Source organism: Micromonospora sp. CNZ299 (assembly GCF_002754415.1).
Window position 1 is genome coordinate 141,598 of the sequence record NZ_PEFG01000001.1, and the last position, 18,469, is coordinate 160,066.

At 70.2% G+C, this 18,469-nt stretch carries 11 protein-coding genes; 7 read left to right on the plus strand and 4 right to left on the minus strand.

From position 1 onward, the window contains the following. Window positions 1-12 precede the first annotated feature (12 nt). On the minus strand, window positions 13-2,433 hold the full coding sequence (locus CLT68_RS00755) for a nitrate- and nitrite sensing domain-containing protein (RefSeq protein ID WP_099848121.1): 2,421 nt from the start codon (window positions 2,431-2,433) through the stop codon (window positions 13-15). A 288-nt stretch (window positions 2,434-2,721) separates the two neighbouring features. Beyond that, complete coding sequence (locus CLT68_RS00760) at window positions 2,722-4,209, minus strand: catalase (protein ID WP_099848123.1); 1,488 nt, start codon at window positions 4,207-4,209, stop codon at window positions 2,722-2,724. 138 nt (window positions 4,210-4,347) lie between these two features. On the opposite strand from CLT68_RS00760, the gene CLT68_RS00765 reads away from it, so the two are divergent. The 5 genes from CLT68_RS00765 to CLT68_RS00785 all read left to right on the plus strand — a co-directional run bounded on the left by CLT68_RS00765 (window position 4,348) and on the right by CLT68_RS00785 (window position 8,642). Further along, window positions 4,348-4,941 carry a hypothetical protein gene (locus tag CLT68_RS00765; RefSeq protein WP_099848125.1) on the plus strand — a complete coding sequence of 198 codons (594 nt, stop codon included), beginning with the start codon at window positions 4,348-4,350 and terminating at the stop codon, window positions 4,939-4,941. Between the two features lie 11 nt (window positions 4,942-4,952). Next, window positions 4,953-5,963, plus strand: coding sequence for a hypothetical protein (locus CLT68_RS00770; RefSeq protein ID WP_099848127.1), 1,011 nt, complete (start codon window positions 4,953-4,955; stop codon window positions 5,961-5,963). A gap of 185 nt (window positions 5,964-6,148) precedes the next feature. Further along, window positions 6,149-7,807, plus strand: coding sequence for a sodium:solute symporter family protein (locus CLT68_RS00775; protein ID WP_088949869.1), 1,659 nt, complete (start codon window positions 6,149-6,151; stop codon window positions 7,805-7,807). Window positions 7,808-7,822: 15 nt separating this feature from the next. Continuing rightward, window positions 7,823-8,143, plus strand: coding sequence for a hypothetical protein (locus tag CLT68_RS00780; RefSeq protein ID WP_099848129.1), 321 nt, complete (start codon window positions 7,823-7,825; stop codon window positions 8,141-8,143). Window positions 8,144-8,255: 112 nt separating this feature from the next. Continuing rightward, window positions 8,256-8,642, plus strand: a complete 387-nt coding sequence (locus tag CLT68_RS00785) for a hypothetical protein (RefSeq protein WP_099848131.1) — start codon at window positions 8,256-8,258, stop codon at window positions 8,640-8,642. 116 nt (window positions 8,643-8,758) lie between these two features. On the opposite strand, the gene CLT68_RS00790 is transcribed toward CLT68_RS00785, so the two are convergent. Next, a complete protein-coding gene (locus CLT68_RS00790) occupies window positions 8,759-10,534 on the minus strand; it encodes a glycoside hydrolase family 6 protein (RefSeq protein WP_099848133.1) in 1,776 nt (591 codons plus the stop codon). A gap of 617 nt (window positions 10,535-11,151) precedes the next feature. Here CLT68_RS00790 and CLT68_RS00795 point away from each other — a divergent pair. Both CLT68_RS00795 and CLT68_RS00800 read left to right on the plus strand, forming a co-directional pair. Beyond that, window positions 11,152-12,549 (plus strand): hypothetical protein, encoded by a 1,398-nt coding sequence (locus CLT68_RS00795; RefSeq protein WP_099856668.1) that lies wholly within the window; start codon window positions 11,152-11,154, stop codon window positions 12,547-12,549. A 1-nt stretch (window position 12,550) separates the two neighbouring features. Beyond that, the gene (locus CLT68_RS00800) at window positions 12,551-13,249 is read left to right on the plus strand and encodes a class F sortase (RefSeq protein ID WP_099848135.1); all 699 of its coding nucleotides are present in this window, start codon (window positions 12,551-12,553) and stop codon (window positions 13,247-13,249) included. 74 nt (window positions 13,250-13,323) lie between these two features. Here the strand turns inward: CLT68_RS00800 and CLT68_RS00805 are convergent, their stop codons facing one another. Next, window positions 13,324-18,405: an NAD-glutamate dehydrogenase gene (locus CLT68_RS00805; protein ID WP_099848137.1), complete on the minus strand. Its 5,082-nt coding sequence runs from the start codon at window positions 18,403-18,405 to the stop codon at window positions 13,324-13,326. Between the last annotated feature and the right edge of the window lie 64 nt (window positions 18,406-18,469).

Sequence of the window (18,469 nt, forward strand, 5' to 3'; positions counted from 1 at the left end):
TAGGCGTCCCTCTCAGTCGCGGTTGGGGAGTTCGGCGGTCGTCGCCGGGTCGGTGGGGTCAGCCGTGGCCGCCGGGCCGTTCGGCGCCGCCGGGGTGATCACGGTGGCGCGTCCGCGTGCCGTGCCGGCCTGGAGGGCGGCCATCACTCGGCGGACCTCCTCCGGGGATCGGGGCGAGGGGGTGTCGCTGACGGTCGACCGGGGCTGGGCGACGGGAGTCTGGCGTCGCACCCGGCGGGGCAGGCCATCCAGCCCGTCGTCGGTCGTCGCGGGGGTGGATTCCGGCCCCGCGTCGCCGGTCCCGTTCGGCGCGGACGGGTCCGAGGCCGACGCGCCGATGGCAGGCGCCAGGCCGCCTGCGGCAGCACCCCCGCCGGAGGCGGCCGGCGTCGCGACGGCGGCCGGAGCGGGCGGGGACTTGGCTGCGGGCGTGGACGTGGACGGGCGGGTGCGTGCGCGGGGCACGCTGCCCCGGCGTACCGGGCGCGCCAGCCGTCGGCCCGCGTCGGCCGAGGCGGCACCCAGGGTGGCCGGGTCGGGGCCGGCCGGAGGCTCGGCGGTGACGAGGTCGGTGGGGATCAGCACCACAGCGGTCATTCCACCCTTGCCGGAGGGCCGCAACCGCACCCGTACGTGGTGGCGGGCCGCCAGCCGGGCCACCACGAACAGGCCGAGTCGCGCGCTCTGCGCCGGATCGAACTCGGGCGAGCTGGCCAGTCGGGTGTTGGCGGTTTCCAGCGCCGCTTCGGACATGCCCAGCCCCTGGTCGGTGATCTCCAGGGCGTACCCGTTGGCCACCTGCTCCCCGACGACGGTGACCCGGGTGTCCGGCGGGGAGAAGGCGGTGGCGTTCTCGACCAGCTCGGCGAGCAGGTGGATGACGTCGCCGACGGCCCGGCCCAGCACTCCGGCCGGCTGCACGGCGGTGATGTCCACCCGGTCGTACGCCTCGACCTCGGAGATCGCGCCGCGGATCAGGTCGACCATCGCGACGGGGTTTCGCCACCCGCGGCCGGGCGCGGAGCCCGCGAGGATGACCAGGTCCTCGGCGTGCCGGCGGAGTCGGGTCGCCAGGTGGTCGACCTGGAACAGCTCGGCCAACTCGTCCGGGTCCTCCGCGCGCCGCTCCATCCGGTCGAGCAGGTGCAGCTGACGGTGCACCAGGCTCTGGCTCCGTCGGGCGATGTTGAGGAAGACCTCGTTGAGCCCGCGACGCAGGGTGACCTCGTCCACCGCGGCCTGGACGGCGGTGCGCTGCACCTCGGTGAAGGCGCGCCCGACCTCGCCGATCTCGTCGTTGCCGTATTCCAGGGGTGGCGCCTCCCGGGCGACGTCGACCTGCTCACCTCGGCGCAGTCGGGCCACCACGTCCGGCAGCCGGTGCTCGGCCAGCTCCAGCGCGGCGGTGCGGACGCCGCTGAGCCGTCGGACCAGGGTGCGGCCGACCCGCACCGCCACCAGCACCGAGATCACCACGGCGGCGAGTCCGAGCACCCCGGCGGCGGCCAGCCGGACCAGGATCCGGACCGCCATCGGCACCGAACGGTCGGTGAGACCGTCGGCCTCGGCCAGTTCGAAGTCACGCAGCTGCTGCTGCACGGCGTCGTGGCTGGCCTGCCAGGACGCCGCGTCCACCGGCGGCCGGCCGGGCCGGTTGGCCGCGACCAACGCGTCCTGCATGGCGCGCAGACTGGTGAACGCCGGGCTCTCGGTCAGTCGCTGGTACGCGACGCGCCCGGCCTCGGGCAGGTCGGCCACGGCGCTCTCGGTGAGCCACCGCTGGTTGCCGATGGACTGCACGAGCTGGGCGTGTTCCCCGTCGGCGAAGCGGCCGACGGTCAGTACGCCGGCCAGCATGGCGTCGGTCTGGCCGAGCAGCTCCCGGGATCGGCCCAGCGCGGTGAGCGCCAGCGCCTGCCGGTTGATGTCGGGATCGGTCAGTGTGGCCATCGCGGAGAACGCCTGGAAGGCCGCGGTGACCATGCCGCTGTAGAGGCCGATCGCGCCGGGACGGTCCATCATCCGGTCGTCGATGAAGTCCCGGCCGGTCGGCAGCGCCGCCAGAGCGGTGACCAGCCGGTCGACGCGGTCCTCCAGCAGGTCGTCGGCGGCGTCGCGCAGCGCCTCTCCGTCGACCCGGCGGCGCAGCTCGGCGACCGCGCGATCGGTGCGCTGACGCTGCTCGGCCAGGGCCGGCAGATCGGCGCTGCCGGCGAGCTGCACCACCGAGAGGCGGCGTTCCCGCTGCAATTCGGTGACCACCGCCTCGCCGGGGCGGCCCAGGTCGTACAGCAGGGTGCGGGCGGAGAGCAGATTGAGGGCGGGCCCGAAGGTCAACGTGGTCGCGAAGATCCACAACGCCAGGAGCGCGCTCACCGGCGCGACGACCAGGGCGGTCAGCTTCGAGCGGATCGGCCAGTCGCGGGTTCTCATCAGACCTCGCCCGTACAGGGGTGGCAGGAGGGGTGCCGGCACCGCCGGGCAACGCGTCGGCCGGTTGCGTGCCCGGCGTCGACGTCGGGCACCAGCGCGGGCGCCTTGGGCAGGATACGTAATCAGGGGCGGTTGCACTACCGCCCGTCGCCTCGGGATCGACGCTCCGAGACGCGCGGCGTCGAGATCGACGATCCGAGACGCGCCGGGCCGGAGGCTGTGCCCTGCGGGCAGACGGCGAACGCCCCGCTGGCGGACCGGCGAGGCGTTCGTCGTGCTGGGGGCGGGTCAGGCGTTGTCGGCGATGCCGAGGCCCTCGGCGACCCGCCGGCCGTAGGCGTCGTCGCACTGGCTGAAGTGCCAGACCATCTTCTCCTGGATCTGCTTGTCGCACTGACCCAGCAGGTTGATCATGTTTTTCACCAGGTCGTCGCGCTCCCACTGCGGCATGGTGCGGAAGCGCTCACCGGCCTGGGCGTAGTTGTTCTGCCGCTCGATCGGCGCCCGCATGACCCGGCCCGAGACGAACGGCTGGTATTCCCGGTACGACTCGTCAGCCTGCTGCAGACCGGCCACCGAGGACGGCTCGAAGTTGATGTGGGGGTTGCCGCCCCGGCTGTCCACCCCGTACGCCATCTGACCACCGTCCTGATTGGTGTTCACCTGGACGTCCTCGCGGGGGGCGTTGATCGGCAACTGGAGGTAGTTCGGGCCGACCCGGTAACGCTGGGTGTCCGAGTAGGAGAAGGTGCGCCCGACCAGCATCTTGTCGTCGGAGAAGTCGAGGCCGTCGACCAGCACGCCGGTGCCGAACGCGATCTGCTCGTTCTCGTTGTGGAAGTTGCCGACGTTGCGGTTGAGGGTCAGCAGGCCGACCGGAAGCAGCGGGAACACGTCCTCGGGCCAGGTCTTGGTGTCGTCCAGCGGGTCGAAGTCCAGCTCCGGGTGCTCGTCGTCGCTCATGAGCTGGACGTTCAGCTCCCACTGCGGGTATTCGCCGCGCTCGATCGCCTCGTAGAGGTCCTTGGAGGCGTGGCCCAGCTCGCGCGCCTGGATGGCGGCGGCCTGCTCCTCGGTCAGCGACTCGATGCCCTGCCGCGACTTCCAGTGGTACTTGACCAGCACGCCCTCGCCCGCGGCGTTGACCATGCGGTACGTGTTCACGCCGAAGCCGTCCTGCGTCCGGTAGTTGGCCGGGATGCCGCGCGGGCTGAACAGCCAGGTCAGCATGTGCATCGACTCGGGAGTGTTGGACATGAAGTCGAAGATCCGGTTCGGCTCCTGCCGGAAGGTCACCGGGTCCGGCTTCAGCGAGTGGATGACGTCGGGGAACTTGATCGCGTCCCGGATGAAGAAGACCGGCAGGTTGTTGCCGACGAGGTCCCAGTTGCCGTCCTCGGTGCGGAACTTGACGGCGAAGCCACGCGGGTCGCGGGTGGCCTCGGAGGAGTCCCGCCCGCCGATGACGGTGGAGAAGCGGAGGCTGACCGGGGTCTTCGTGCCCCGGGTCTGGAACAGCTTGGCCCGGGTGTAGGTCGCGGCCGGCTCGTCGCCGATCGTCCCGTACGCCTCGAACTCGCCGTGCGCGACGAAACCGCGCGCGTGCACCACCCGCTCGGGGATCCGCTCCCGGTCGAAGTGGCTGATCTTCTCCAGGAAGTGGTAGTTCTCCAGCGTCGCGGGCCCCCGGGAGCCAACCGTCCGCTGCTGCTGGTTGTTGTGCACGGGGTGACCCTGCCGGGTGGTGAGGATCGGCTTGCTGGTCTGTGGGTGCATCACCCCACCCAACCGCCTTTTCTGGAATGAGTCAAGTTTCAGCGGAACGGTGAGCTGCGTCTCTCGTCAGGAAAGTGTCCCGAATCGGGATTGGCGATCAGTGTGCGGAGGGAATACCAGGAGACGAAGGAGGAGCCCATGTCGCCCACTCAGGTAATCGTCATCGTGCTCGTCGTGCTGGTGCTCGTCGCGGCGGCCGCCGTGGCCGTGCGGCAGCTCGGCCGCCGTCGCGCGCTGCGCAGCAAGTTCGGGCCGGAGTACGACCGGGTGGTGGCGGAGCAGGACAGCCGGTCCGCCGCGGAGCGCGAACTGCGCGATCGGGAACGCCGGCACGCCGAGCTCTCGCTCACCCCGCTCAGCCCGGAGTCCCGGGCCCGCTACAGCGCCGCCTGGGAGGAACTCCAGGTCCGCTTCATCGACTCACCCGGCGAGACCGTCGGCGACGCGGACGAACTGGTCACCCGGCTCATCGAGGAGCAGGGCTACCCGACCGGCGACTTCTCCGACCAGATCGCCCACCTGTCCGTCGAGCACGCCCGCACGCTGAGCAACTACCGGGACGCGCACGACATCCACCTGCGCAACACCCGAGGCGAGGCCAGCACTGAGGAGCTCCGGCAGGCGGTCGTCCACTACCGGGCACTCTTCGCCGACCTGCTCGGCGAGGAACCGCTCGGGCAGCACACGCCCGACCAGCCCCACCACCCGGACCACGACGCCACGAGCCGCTGAGGAGGCCACCGATGCGCCAGGATGAGCAACAGGTGAGCAACGACCATCCGGAGGCCGTCCGGTCCGCACCCGTGCCGGTCCCCCCGGCCGGCGACCGGACCAACCGCTCCGACGCCCCGGAGGACGCCCTCGACGAGCGGGACACCTTCGACGAGCAGACCACCGACCCGGACCGGACGAACGGCACCGAACGGGATGCCGCATACGACCCGGTCGACGACGAGCGGGCCGACGACGTCGACCTGCGCCAGCGGCGGGACGACCGGTCCACCGACGAGGGCGGTTTCCACGAGCCGGGGCCGCTGCCGACGACGTTCGGCGCCACCACGGTGGCCGACGCGGTGGCCGCCTCCGCGCTGGCCAGCCCGCGCCCGCAGGACCAGCCCGACCCCCGCGCCGAGCGGACTGCCCAGCCGGGCGACGGCGCCGAGGACGGTGAGCGTGAGGGCCTGCGCGCCGACCCCACCGCCGAGCTGCACCGCCGCGACAATGATGTCGACGACGCGGACCTCGACGACCGCGCCGACACTGACACCTCCGCGCGGACCTTCGTAGCGCCGGGGAGCACGGACGGCGCCCCCGAGCGGCGCGACGACCTGACCGGCGACCCGGACGTCACGGCCGGCTACGGCAGCGCCACACCGGAGATGGTCGACCCGGACGCGGACGGCGAACCGGTCACCACCGACGGCACCAGCACCCCGCTGGAGTCCGCCGGGACGTCGCAGCCCGCCGGGTCGACGGTCGCGGCGGGGGCGGCCACGCTCCTGGACACGGACACCGCGCAGGGCTTCCGGGACCGCTGGCGGGACGTGCAGTTGCGCTTCGTCGACGATCCGCAGGCCGCAGCCGGCGAGGCGCAGTCGCTGGTGGAGGAGGCCATCCAGGCCCTCTCCTCGGCACTGGCCGCGCAGAAGACCACGCTGGGCGGGTGGCAGGACGCCGGCTCCGCCGACACCGAGCAACTGCGGATGGCGGTACGCAACTACCGGGACTTCCTGGACCGCGTACTGGGTCGCTGAGTCTCACGACCGACAAGGGGCGCTCCGGCCGGATGGCCGGGGCGCCCCTTGCCGTCGGCAGCCTGTCGGACCGCCCGAACGGAGCCGAACACACCGGATCCCTCCAGGGGGATTGAAACCGCCCGTCCGGGGTAATACGGCGCGCGCGTACAGCCAGCGCGGACGTCGGCACGAGGGGTGACGGGATGGACGGCGACGGTCTTCGGCTCAACATGAACGGCCTGGACTACCTGATTCTGGCGCTGTACTTCGTCACCGTCCTCGGGGTCGGCTTCGCCGCTCGCCGCGCGATCCGGACCAGCGTCGACTTCTTCCTCTCCGGCCGCTCCCTGCCGGCCTGGGTGACCGGTCTCGCCTTCGTCTCGGCGAACCTGGGCGCGTTGGAGATCATCGGAATGGCCGCGAACGGGGCCCAGTACGGTGTGATGACGGTCCACTACTACTGGATCGGCGCCGTCCCGGCCATGGTCTTCCTGGGCATCGTGATGATGCCCTTCTACTACGGTTCCAAGGTCCGCAGCGTGCCGGAATACCTGCGGTTGCGGTTCAACCGCCCCACCCACCTGCTCAACGCCCTCAGCTTCGCCGTCGCCCAGGTGCTGATCGCCGGCGTCAACCTCTACGCGCTGGCCCTCGTCATGCAGGCGCTGCTCGGCTGGCCGCTGTGGACGGCGATCGTGGTCGGCGCGGCGATCGTGCTGGCGTACATCACCATCGGTGGCCTGTCCGGGGCGATCTACAACGAGGTGCTCCAGTTCTTCGTCATCCTGGCCGGTCTCATCCCGGTCACCGTGATCGGCCTGGTCAAGGTCGGCGGGTGGAACGGTCTGATGGACGCGGTCGGCGACACCAAACTCGGCGAGGCGGGCCTGCACGCGTGGCAGGACACCGGCAGCACCGCCAACCCGCTGGGCGCGCACTGGATCGGCATCGTCTTCGGCCTGGGCTTCGTCCTGTCGTTCGGCTACTGGACGACGAACTTCGCCGAGGTGCAGCGGGCGCTCTCGGCCAAGAACATGAGCGCCGCCCGGCGTACGCCGATCATCGCCGCGTACCCGAAGCTGTTCATCCCCCTGGTCACGATCATCCCCGGTCTGGTGGCCCTGGTGACGGTGAAGGGGCTCGGCGCGGAGAGCGGCGACCTCCAGTACAACAACGCCATCCCGCTGCTGATGCGCGACCTGCTCCCCAACGGCGTGCTCGGGGTCGCGGTCACCGGCCTCCTCGCCTCGTTCATGGCTGGCATGGCGGCCAACGTAAGCGGCTTCAACACCGTCTTCACCTACGACATCTGGCAGGCGTACATCCGCCGTGACCGGTCGGACGAGTACTACCTGCGAATCGGCCGGTGGGCGACGGTCGGCGCCGTGGTGATCGGGATCGGCACCGCGTTCATCGCGGCCGGGTTCAGCAACATCATGAACTACATCCAGGCGCTCTTCTCCGTCTTCAACGCGCCGCTGTTCGCCACCTTCATCATCGGCATGTTCTGGAAGCGGATGACCGCGCTGGCCGGCTTCTGGTCGCTGTTGCTGGGCACCCTGGTGTCACTGAGCCTCTACCTGCTCTACAAGGGCGGAGTGATCGATTTCAACTCCGACCTGGAGGAGAGCTTCTGGGGTGCCGGCCTCGCCTTCGTCACGGCGGTGGTGGTCGCCGCGATCATCACCCCGCTCACCGCGCCCAAGCGGGACGAGGAACTGCGCGGGCTGGTCTACGGGATGGGCGGCATCGACCTGAAGGGCGACGTGCTCGCCGGCGACGCCGTCTGGTACCGCTCCCCCGTGCTCCTCGGCGTGATCGCGGTCGCGCTGGCCGCCCTCTTCTACATCCCGGTCTTCTAGGAAAGGGGTCGGCAGATGGACAACCACAGCCAGCCGGCACAGGACCCGCTGATCGACGAGTCGGAGGCGGAGCAACGGCGGTCCGCCGCGGCCCGGCTGTTCGACATCCGCCGGGTGATCGGTGGCCTCTTCGTGGCGTACGGGATCATCGTGACGCTGATCGGCATCTTCGACAGCCGGGCCGAGATCGACAAGGCCGAGGGTGTGCGGATCAACCTGTGGGCCGGGCTGTCGATGCTCGTCTTCGGCCTGCTCATGCTGCTCTGGCAGTGGCTGCGTCCCGCGGACCCGCCGGCCCCGAACGAGCAGCCCCCGGGAGCTGATCGCACGGCCTGACCGCACGGCATGAGCGCGGCCCGGCCTGACCGCCGGGCCGCGCGGCATGAGCGCGGCACGAAGGGGTACGCGAGGGAATCCAGGCACCGTGTCGGACCCAGGAGGCAGCACCATGACCGATCGCGATCGCCAACCGCCGCTGGAGGACAGCCCGCAGGTGGCCTCGGCGGTGGATGATGACATCACCGTCTCGCAGTTTCGGACCGGAGGTGGGCCCGACCGGGACACTCCGGGCTTCGCCGAGCCCCGCAGCCGACCCGACGACCTCGCTCCGGACACCGACGAGCTGATCGGCGACCCGTACGCCGCCGGCACCGGGGCGACCGGGACGGGCACCGGTGCTGGCGGGGACAACATCCGCACCGGGAGCGAACAGCCCTGGGAGCCGGAGGACCTGGTGATGGCCCGCGGGCAGGACCTCACGCCGGAAAACCTGGAGAAGGCCCGCCGTGACCTGGCCGAGCAGGGCCGGGCGGCGATCGAGCGCACCGTGCCCTGATCGGGCAAGGGGGGTCCCCGGCCCGACCAGAACGGTCGGACCGGGGACCCGGGGGGAACCTGCCGCCGGCAGTGCCTCACCAACTGCCGGCGGCCGGTGGGTGTGAAGCGTTCCGGTCAGAGAGCCGGGTACGCGTTGCGCATGAGCTCCTGGAACTGGGCGGAGAACCACGCACCGGAGATCGGCGCGTCCGGCAGAGCCCCGGACGGGTTGTTGCCGTTGCGGGCGTTACCGCCGTACGTCGGGTCGCACATCCGGTCGAAGCCCTTGCCCTCGTTGTTCGGGATCTCCTTGCTGGAGCCGTCCGACTCACCCGGCGGCTTCACCCAGACGTAGGCGTCGATGCCCGGCTCCGGGTTGGCCCGGGGCCGCTCGCCGAGGCCGGCGCCGGCCTGGTTGCACCAGTTGCCGAGGTGGAGCCGGCGGTCGATGCGGCCACCGTTGACGTACGTGTCGACGCTGGTCGTGGCGCCCGGCCCGGTGGGCCGCGCGGAGCCGCCCCAGCCGTTGCGGGATGTGTCGATCAGCATGCCGATGCCGGAGTTGAAGCCGACCGAGACGAGCTTGTCGCGGAACGCCTGGGCGAAGGACAGCTCGTCGACGTAGTAGTTCCAGTCGACCCACTTGGACTGCCGCACCGTCTGGCCGTTCACGTTGTCGGTGACCTTGAAGTACGGCTCGCGCAGCGCCGAGTAGTTCGCCGTGTTGACGATGAACCCGTGCACGTTGTTGACCGTGCTGCCGGAGGCGACCGCGGCGGTCTTCAGGATGTCGGCGGTCGGGCCGAAGTTGGTGTCCCAACCCAGCCAGCCGTGGTGGCCGGCGTCGATGTAGTTGTAGACGTTGCCGATCGAGCCCAGCTTGGCGAGGGCGTAGCCGACACCGTTGACGTACGCGCCGTTGGCCTTGACCGTGTCGCACATGACAGTGCCGCCGGCCTGCCCGGACGTGTTGGTGATCAGGTTCGGCAGCGAGTCGATCTCGATGACGTTGATGATCCGCAGGCTGCTGTACTTCGCCTCGCCCTGGATCGCGGCGATCGGGTCGATGTACTGGGCCTTGTACTTGGGCAGCTCGTCCGGGCCCAGCTCACCATTGGAGGCGAGCGCGGAGCAGTCCCGGCCGGGCAGGTTGTAGATCACGAACTGGATGTAGCCGGCGCCCTGACGTAGCGCCTCGTCCAGGTGCTCACGCACGCCGAAGGCACCGTTGGAGCTGCTGTCCGGCGTGCCGTTGATCGCGGCGATCCGGTCCAGCCAGACGGCGGTGGGGTTGTTGGAGACCCGGCTTCCGCCGGCCTCGGCGTCCGCCTTGGCCTTCCACTCCGGGTTCACGTAACCGCGCGCCCCGGCGTAGGGGTTGTCGACCTTGGTGCCGGGCGGAGGCGTGGTGGGCGGCGGGTCGGTGGGCGGAGGCGTGGTCGGCGGAGGCGTGGTCGGCGGGGGCGTGGTCGGCGGGGTGGTGCCACCGTTGCAGACCACGCCGTTCAGGGTGAACGAGGTCGGCTTCGGGTTGCTGCCGCTCCACGCGCCGTTGAAGCCGATGCTCGTCGACGCGCCGGTGGCGAGGGTGCCGTTGTAGGACAGGCTCCTGGCGGTGACCTGGCTGCCGGACTGGGTGAACTCGGCCGACCAACCCTGCTGCACGCGCTGGCCGGAGTTGGGGAAGGTCCAGCCCAGCGTCCAGCCGTTGAGCGGGTCACCGACGTTCTTGATGGTGACGCTGGCGGTGAAGCCGCCGGGCCACTCGTTGCTCGTGTAGGCGATGTCGCACTGAGTCGCGGCCTGCGCCGCGGTGACCGGAATCGTCACCAACCCGCCGGCGACCAGGACACCCGCGCCGGCGAGCGCCATGGTCCGGCGTGGGCCGGACAGCCTTCTCCACACATTCATGCCACTGATCTCCTTGGGCGAGACCGGGCCCGCGTACGGCCCGGCGAGACGGCCCGGCGGGCGTCCTGCACGGACGGCCTCCGGCGCCAACGGGAATCTTTGGGGGGCGCCCGACCCGGACGGGCGATGGTGGTGGTGGTGCGCGGCCGATGCGTCGGCCGGTCGATCGGCGGCGGGACGTCGCCCGGCGAACCGGTGCCCTCGACTCCCAGCCTGCGCGGTGTGGCTCACCTCACCGCGTTGGACGATTCTCGCATGGGAGCGCTTCCATGGCAATGGCTCGATGCGTTTGCGCGCGCCGACCGTCCCTCGATCCGTTTCGGACGATACCCCTGAGTGCGCTCGGGCAGCACGTTGCGGGGCGGACCCGCCGCGACCGGGATGACCGGCGCGGGCGAGGCACGGGCAGGCCGGAACGCCGTGCGCCGCACGGAAGGGCGTCTCGCGCCTGAGACGACACTCGGCGCGGCGAAAGCCGCGTAGCACCCCTTAACCTCTTACTTGGATCAAAGGTCAAAACGCGAATCTTTCACTTCATAAGTCATGAAACCGTCTAACGTCGGTCTTAGCTCGGTTGTCGCCGGGCACAGGACAACAGGGATGGAGTGACGCAGGTCATGGCTAAGAAGATGCTCGGGAAGGTCGTTGCGGGCGCCGCGCTCGGCGGTGCATCGCTCCTGGTGTTCGCGCCGGGGATCGCGTTCGCGGACGGCCACGACGACGCCAAGGACCGCGACGGCAAGGTCTACGCCAAGCCGCACGTCGTCAAGGCTGGCGAAGAGGTCAAGCTCCTCGAGATCTGCCCGGATCGGCAGGAGCACGCGTACGTGTGGTCCAAGGTCACCGGCAAGGTCAAGCTCAAGCCGGCCCACGAAGACCGGGGCGAGGACCGCGAGTGGCGCGAGGAGGAGAACTCCTCGGACCACGACAAGGGCAAGGACGAGCACGGCAAGGACGACAAGGGCAAGGACCACGAGGGCAAGGACGAAAACGGCAAGGACGAGCACGGCAAGGACGACAAGGGCAAGGACGACAAGGGCAAGGACCACGAGGGCAAGGACGAGCACGGCAAGGGCGAAGAGGGCAAGGGCGAAGACGGCAAGGACAAGCCGCAGCCGCCCGCCGACGGCGCCCAGCCCGGTGGCCAGGGTGGCGGCGCTGCCGCCGACGCCTACGGCGACGAGGGCAGCAAGGACTGGAAGGGCGAGGAGCACGGCCAGGACGCGGACGACAGCCGCGACAAGAAGGACTGGGACTCCAAGGACGAAGGCAAGAAGGACTGGGAGTCCAAGGACGAGCACGGCTCGGACGAGTACGGCTCGGACAAGGGCTGGGAGTCCAAGGACGAGCACGGCTCCGGCGAATACGGCTCGGACAAGGGCTGGGAGTCCAAGGACGAGCACGGCTCCGGCGAATACGGCTCGGACAAGGGCTGGGAGTCCAAGGACGAGCACGGCTCCGACGAGTACGGCTCGGACAAGGGCTGGGAGTCCAAGGACGAGCACGGCTCCGACGAGTACGGCTCGGACAAGGGCTGGGAGTCCAAGGACGAGCACGGCTCCGACGAGTACGGCTCGGACAAGGGCTGGGAGTCCAAGGACGAGCACGGCTCCGACGAGTACGGCTCGGACAAGGGCTGGGAGTCCAAGGACGAGCACGGCTCCGACGAGTACGGCTCGGACAAGGGCTGGGAGTCCAAGGACGAGCACGGCGGTTACGGCTCGGAAGAGGGCCGTTCCGACGAGCGCGACTGGGACAAGGAGCGCGAGTTCGTCTACTACGGCGAGGCCAAGGTCGACAAGGACGCGAAGCCAGGTCGCTACGAGCTCAAGGGCTCGTGCGGCGAGGGTGAGCTCGTCGTGCTGCCGCACGGCGGTGTCGACGGTGGTGACGGTGGCGCCAGCACCGGCACCGACCGTGGCCTGGCCACCGGCGGGGCGGGCCTGCTCGGCGCTGCCGCGCTGGGCGGGATCGTGCTGATGCGTCGCCGGCGGACCGATGGTTCGCTCGTCTGACGTGACGACGACACGGGCCGGCGGCCGTCACGGGAGACCGTGGCGTGCCGCCGGCGCGGCCGTCGTCGTCACCATGGCCATGATCGGCGCCGGGATGATCGGCGCCAGTCTGAAGGACACACCCGCTCCCCGACCGCCGCAGCCGTTGGCTCAGGCCGGTCCCGAGGTCACCGGGTCGGCGAGCACCGCCGACGACGCCCCGCCGGTCGACGGGCAGCCGGTCGGAGACGCGCCGGCGGGACTGGCCCGTTCGGCGCCGACCAGCATCGAGATCCCCCGGATCGGTGTCGACGCGACGATCATGTCGTTGGGCACCAACCCGGACGGCACCGTCCAGGTCCCTCCGCTCGACCAGGCCGACAAGGCCGGTTGGTACGAGCCGGGTGCGAGTCCCGGCGAGACGGGCAACGCGGTCATCGTCGGGCATGTGGACTCGGCGGTGCTCGGTCCGGCCGTCTTCTTCGACCTCGGCGCGCTCACCCCCGGTGACACCGTCACCGTGCGCCGGGCCGACGGGGTGCCGGCCACCTTCACCGTCGACTCGGTGAAGTCATACCCGAAGACAGCCTTCCCCACCGAGTTGGTGTACGGGCCCAGCGACCGGCCTGGCCTGCGGGTGGTCACCTGCGGCGGTCAGTTCGACGCGGTCGCCAAGAGCTACCCGGACAACATCGTCGTCTTCGCCAGCCTGGTGGCCTGAGCGGGGACGAAACGAAACGCGGTCCGGCCGGTCGGGGTCACCCGATCGGCCGGACCGCGTCCGGTGTGCCTGACTCAGGCGGCTGCGGAGGTCCGCACCAGGGTGCGGATCTGGCGCAGCAGCACCGAGAGGGCGGCGAGGTCCGCCCGCGACTCGTCGAACTCCCCCATCGCCCGTCGAGCGCGGTGGATCGAGGTGGCGTTCGACTGCTCCCACTGCTGCACCCGCTCGTGCGGCGGCAGGTCGCCCGGGGTGGACTCCAGCACCTCAGCGGTGAGCGCGGCCAGCGCGGCGTACAGGTCGTAACGCAGCGCCATCCGCGCCAGCGTCTGCCAGCGGTCCTCCCGCGGCAGCAGGGAGATCTTCGACAGCAGCGAGTCCACCCGGAACAGGTCGGACAGCACGAAGTAGACCGAGGCCACCTCGCCGACGTCCCGTCCGCTGACGTTCGCGGTCTCCACCACGTCCATCAGACCGAAGCTGTACATCAGTCGGGTCGCCCGCTCGGCCAGCTCGCGGGGCAGCCCACGCTCGGTCATCGAGTCCATGTGCGAGGCGATGCCCTGCCGCTCGTCGCCGTAGAACAGGTCCTCCAGACCCGGGAGCAGTCGGGTCACCCCGTCCCGCAGCCGGGCGATCTCGGCCGGCACGTCGATCGGCGAGCGGCGGTTGGAGACCAGCCACCGCACCGCCCGGTCGAGCAGCCGGCGGGTGTCCAGGTAGACGCTGGTCTGCAACTCGGGTGCGACCTTGTTGTCCAGCGCCTCCACCGCGTCCCACAGGTCCCGCAGGCCGAACACCTCGCTGACCACCACGTACGCACGGATCACGTCCGCCGCGCTGGCCGCGGTCTCCTCGACCACCCGGAAGATGAACGAGATGCCACCCCGGTTGATCGCCTCGTTGACGAGCACTGTGGTGACGATGTCCCGGCGCAGCCGGTGCCGGCCCATCCGGTCGGCGAACCGTTCGCGCATCGGCGTCGGGAAGTAGTTGACCAGGACCTCGGTCGTCCACTCCTCGTCGGCCAGCCCTTCGGTGAGGATCTCCCGCTCCAGGACGATCTTCACGTACGCGAGCAGCACCGCGAACTCCGGCGCGGTCAGACCCGATTCGCTGCGGACCGCCAGTTCCTCGTCCGGAGGAAGCGCCTCCAGCGCCCGGTCCAACCCGCCCGACCGCTCCAACTCGTTGATCATCCGGCGGTGCACCGGCAGCAGCGAGGCGGCCTGGGCCTGGGCGTTGTTGATCGCCCGCGCCTGGTCGTAGTTGTCCCTCAGCACCAGCTCGGCGACCTCGTCGGTCATCCCGGCCAGCAGCTCGTCCCGCTCGGCCGTGGTCAACTCGCCGTCGGCCACCGCGGTGTTCAGCAGGATCTTGATGTTCACCTCGTGGTCGGAGGTGTCCACCCCGGCCGCGTTGTCGATGAAGTCCGTGTAGATCCGGCCACCGGTCAACGCGTACTCGATCCGGCCGAGCTGGGTCCAGCCCAGGTTGCCGCCCTCGCCCGCCACCCGGCAGCGCAGGCTGCGCCCGTCCACCCGGATCGCGTCGTTGGACTTGTCGCCCACCTCGGCGTTGGTCTGGGTGGACGCCTTGACGTAGGTGCCGATGCCGCCGTTCCAGAAGAGATCCACCGGGGCGGTCACGATCGCCTTCATCAACTCCTGCGGCGACAGCTGCGTGACGTCGTCGTCCAGGCCGATCGCCGCCCGGACCTGCGGCGTGATCGGGATGGACTTGGCGGTACGCGGGAAGATGCCGCCGCCTGCCGAGATCAGCTCCGGGTTGTAGTCCTCCCACGACGAGCGGGGCAGATCGAACAGCCGCCGCCGCTCCGCGTACGAGGTGGCCGCGTCCGGGTCCGGGTCGAGGAAGATGTGCCGGTGGTCGAAGGCGGCCACCAGGCGGATGTGCTCGGAGAGCAGCATCCCGTTGCCGAACACGTCGCCGGACATGTCGCCGACGCCGACCACCGTGAAGTCCTGGGTCTGGGTGTCCAGGCCCAGCTCCCGGAAGTGCCGCTTGACCGACTCCCAGGCGCCCCGGGCGGTGATGCCCATCTTCTTGTGGTCGTAGCCCGCCGAACCACCGGAGGCGAACGCGTCGCCCATCCAGAAGTTGTGGGTCCTGGAGATCTCGTTGGCGACGTCGGAGAACGTCGCCGTGCCCTTGTCGGCGGCCACCACCAGGTACGGGTCGTCCCCGTCGTGCCGGACCACGTCCACGGGAGGCACGATCTGCCCACTGACGATGTTGTCGGTGACGTCCAGCATCGCGCCGACGAACTCCTGGTAGCAGGCGACCGCCTCGTCCCGGTCACCCGGCTTCTGCTTCAGCACGAAGCCGCCCTTGGCACCCACCGGCACGATCACGGTGTTCTTCACCATCTGCGCCTTGACCAGGCCGAGCACCTCGGTCCGGAAGTCCTCCCGACGGTCGGACCAGCGCAACCCGCCCCGGGCCACCGGCCCGAACCGCAGGTGCACACCCTCGAAGCGGGGCGAGTAGACGAAGATCTCGAACTTCGGTCGCGGCGCCGGCAGGTCCGGAATGGCCTGCGGGTCGAGCTTGAACGCCACGTACGCCTTCGGCCGCCCGTCGGCGCGCTTCTGGTAGAAGCTGGTCCGCAGGGTCGCCTCGATCAACGTCAGGTACGAGCGCAGGATCCGATCCTGGTCGAGGCTGGCCACGTCGTCCAGCGCCTCCCGGATCATCTCCACCAGCTCACCGCTGCGCTGCTGCCGCTGCTCGGTCGTCTGCTCGCCCGGCGCGAACCGGGTCTCGAACAGATCCACCAGCAACGCGGCGATCTTCGGGTACGCGATGAAGGTCTGCTCCATGTAGTCCTGCGAGAAGACCGTGCCGGCCTGCCGCAGGTACTTCGCGTACGCCCGCAGCACCACCACCTGCCGCCAGGTCAGCCCGCCGCGCAGCACCAGCTCGTTGAACCGGTCCACCTCGGCCTCGCCGCGCCACGCCGCCGCGAAGGCGTTCTCCACGTGTGGGCGCACCTCGGACAGCTCGTGGTGCCCCTCGGGCAGCAGGAGGCCGAAGTCGTACAGGTAGACCCGACCGTCGATCCGGTCCACCTCGTACGGGTGCTCGTCGACCACCCGTACGCCGAGTGAGTGCAGCACCGGCAGCACGGCGGAGAGCATCATCGGTTCGCCGTACCGGTAGACCTTGAACCGGACGTCCATGGCCTCGGCGAGGTCCGCACCGGGCACCCGGGTGCCCGGCCGGGGCGCGAGCTGCTTGCGGAACAGGTGCATCTCCAGCTGGCCGGGCTCCTCCAGCAGCTCCAGCTTCGCCAGGTCCTTCATCGCCTCGTACGGCGTGTGCCCGTCCTTGTAGCCCTCCGGGAACGCGTCGGCGTACCGGGTGAACAGGTGCTTGGCCTGCTCGTCGCCGAGCTTGCGCTCCAGCACCAGCCGGTAGTCGTCGTCCCAGAGCCGGGTCGCGTCGGCCAGCTCCTCGGCCAGCAGGTCGGCGTCGATGTCGCCGGGCGGCCGGGTCGGGTCGGTGCGGACGATGAAGTGCACCCGGGCCAGCATCGACTCGGTGACCCGGGTGGTGTAGTCCACCCCGACACCGTTCAGCTCGCGCAGCAGGATGTCCTGCATGCGAAGGCGGTTCTGCGTGGTGAACCGGTCCCGGGGCAGGTAGATCAGGCAGGAGATGAACCGCCCGTACGCGTCCCGGCGCAGGAAGACCCGCAGCTGCCGGCGGCCCGCCATCCGCAGCACACCGACCACCGCGTGGTACAGGTCGTCGGTCTTGATCTGGAACAGCTCGTCGCGCGGGTACGTCTCCAGGATCTGGATCAGATCCTTGCCGGAGTGGCTGCGCTGGCTCAGGCCGGAGCGGTCCAGCACCTCGGCGACCTTGCGGCGTACGACCGGCAGCTCGCGGACGCTGGTCCGGTACGCGGCCGTGGAGAACAGGCCCAGGAACCGCCGCTCGCCGATCACCTCGCCGTCCGAGTTGAAGATCTTGAAGCCGATGTAGTCGAGGTAGGCCGAGCGGTGCACGGTGGCCCGCGAGTTGGCCTTGGTGATGATGAGCAGGCGCTTCTCCAGCACCTTCTCGTGCGCCTCGGGCGTCATCGACGACAACGACCGCGGGTCCGGCGAGTCCGAGCGCAGGATGCCCAGCCCGGTGCCGAGCACCGCCTCCAACGCCTTGCCGTCCACCGCGTCGGTGGCGTCACCCCCGGGGGCGTCCACCAGGCGGTACTCCCGGTAACCGAGGAACGTGAAGTGGTCGTGGGCGAGCCACCGCAGCAGCTCCACCGAGTCCGTGATGTCCTTCTCCGGCACGGGTGGGCGATTGTCCGAGGTACGCGCCGAGGCCAGTTCGTCGGCGAGCGCGAGGGCCCGCTGACGCATCTTCGGCCAGTCCTCGACCGCCTCCCGCACATCGGTGAGCACCCGCTGCAACTCGCGACGCAGCCGGTCCCGCTCCGCCGCGTCCCGGACCGGGTCGATCTCGATCCGCATCCAGCTCTCGATGATGTCGCCGGAGATCGCGTCATCCGGCTCCACGTCCGCGGAGACCTCGGTGAGCCGCCCCAGCGGCTCACGCCGGACCACCACGAGCGGGTGCACCAGCAGGTGCACGTCGAGGTGGTACGAATTGAGCAGCGCGGTGACCGAGTCGACCAGGAACGGCATGTCGTCAGTGACGATCTCGACGACGGTGTGGTGCTGGTCCGCGTACGGTTCGTGGATCCGCAGCTTCAACTCGCCGGGGACCCGCTGCTGGGCGAGGTCCCGGTGTGCCCGGGCCGCGTCGAGCATCTCCTCTGCCGTGAAGCCGACCAGTTCCTCGTCCGGGGCGAACCGCCAGAAACGGCCGACAAGTGTCGCCGCGTCGTGGTCGTCCCCGGCGAGCGCGACAGCCTGGGCCACCAGGCGCTCCGCGTTGGGAACTGGTTCGTCGAGCTCGGCGTCCTCCACGTCGTCGGCCAACGCCTCGGTCGGCAGGCCCAGATCGTAGATGGTGTCGATGCTCGACCCGGTCAGCCCGGTGACTCCCGTGTCGAGCCGGCCGTAGCCGTCCCCGTCGGTCGCCGAATCGAAGCTGTCATCGTCCCGGCCGGAGTCATCCTGCCGGAGGTCGGGTTCCGGTTTGATCGCCGGACGCCGGTCCATCGGTGCCACTCCCCTCGACCCACCGCGTTGTGGGTCACTCTGCCGCCCAGCCTAGGCCCTGCCG

What these genes read in the sequence shown, in the direction of transcription:
- CLT68_RS00770 (WP_099848127.1), top strand. Translation starts at nt 4,953, where the DNA reads ATGCGCCAGGATGAGCAACAGGTGAGCAACGACCATCCGGAGGCCGTC.
- CLT68_RS00780 (WP_099848129.1), top strand. Translation starts at nt 7,823, where the DNA reads ATGGACAACCACAGCCAGCCGGCACAGGACCCGCTGATCGACGAGTCG.
- CLT68_RS00760 (WP_099848123.1), bottom strand. Translation starts at nt 4,209, where the DNA reads ATGCACCCACAGACCAGCAAGCCGATCCTCACCACCCGGCAGGGTCAC.
- CLT68_RS00795 (WP_099856668.1), top strand. Translation starts at nt 11,152, where the DNA reads ATGGCTAAGAAGATGCTCGGGAAGGTCGTTGCGGGCGCCGCGCTCGGC.
- CLT68_RS00790 (WP_099848133.1), bottom strand. Translation starts at nt 10,534, where the DNA reads ATGAATGTGTGGAGAAGGCTGTCCGGCCCACGCCGGACCATGGCGCTC.
- CLT68_RS00755 (WP_099848121.1), bottom strand. Translation starts at nt 2,433, where the DNA reads ATGAGAACCCGCGACTGGCCGATCCGCTCGAAGCTGACCGCCCTGGTC.
- CLT68_RS00775 (WP_088949869.1), top strand. Translation starts at nt 6,149, where the DNA reads ATGGACGGCGACGGTCTTCGGCTCAACATGAACGGCCTGGACTACCTG.
- CLT68_RS00765 (WP_099848125.1), top strand. Translation starts at nt 4,348, where the DNA reads ATGTCGCCCACTCAGGTAATCGTCATCGTGCTCGTCGTGCTGGTGCTC.
- CLT68_RS00805 (WP_099848137.1), bottom strand. Translation starts at nt 18,405, where the DNA reads ATGGACCGGCGTCCGGCGATCAAACCGGAACCCGACCTCCGGCAGGAT.
- CLT68_RS00785 (WP_099848131.1), top strand. Translation starts at nt 8,256, where the DNA reads ATGACCGATCGCGATCGCCAACCGCCGCTGGAGGACAGCCCGCAGGTG.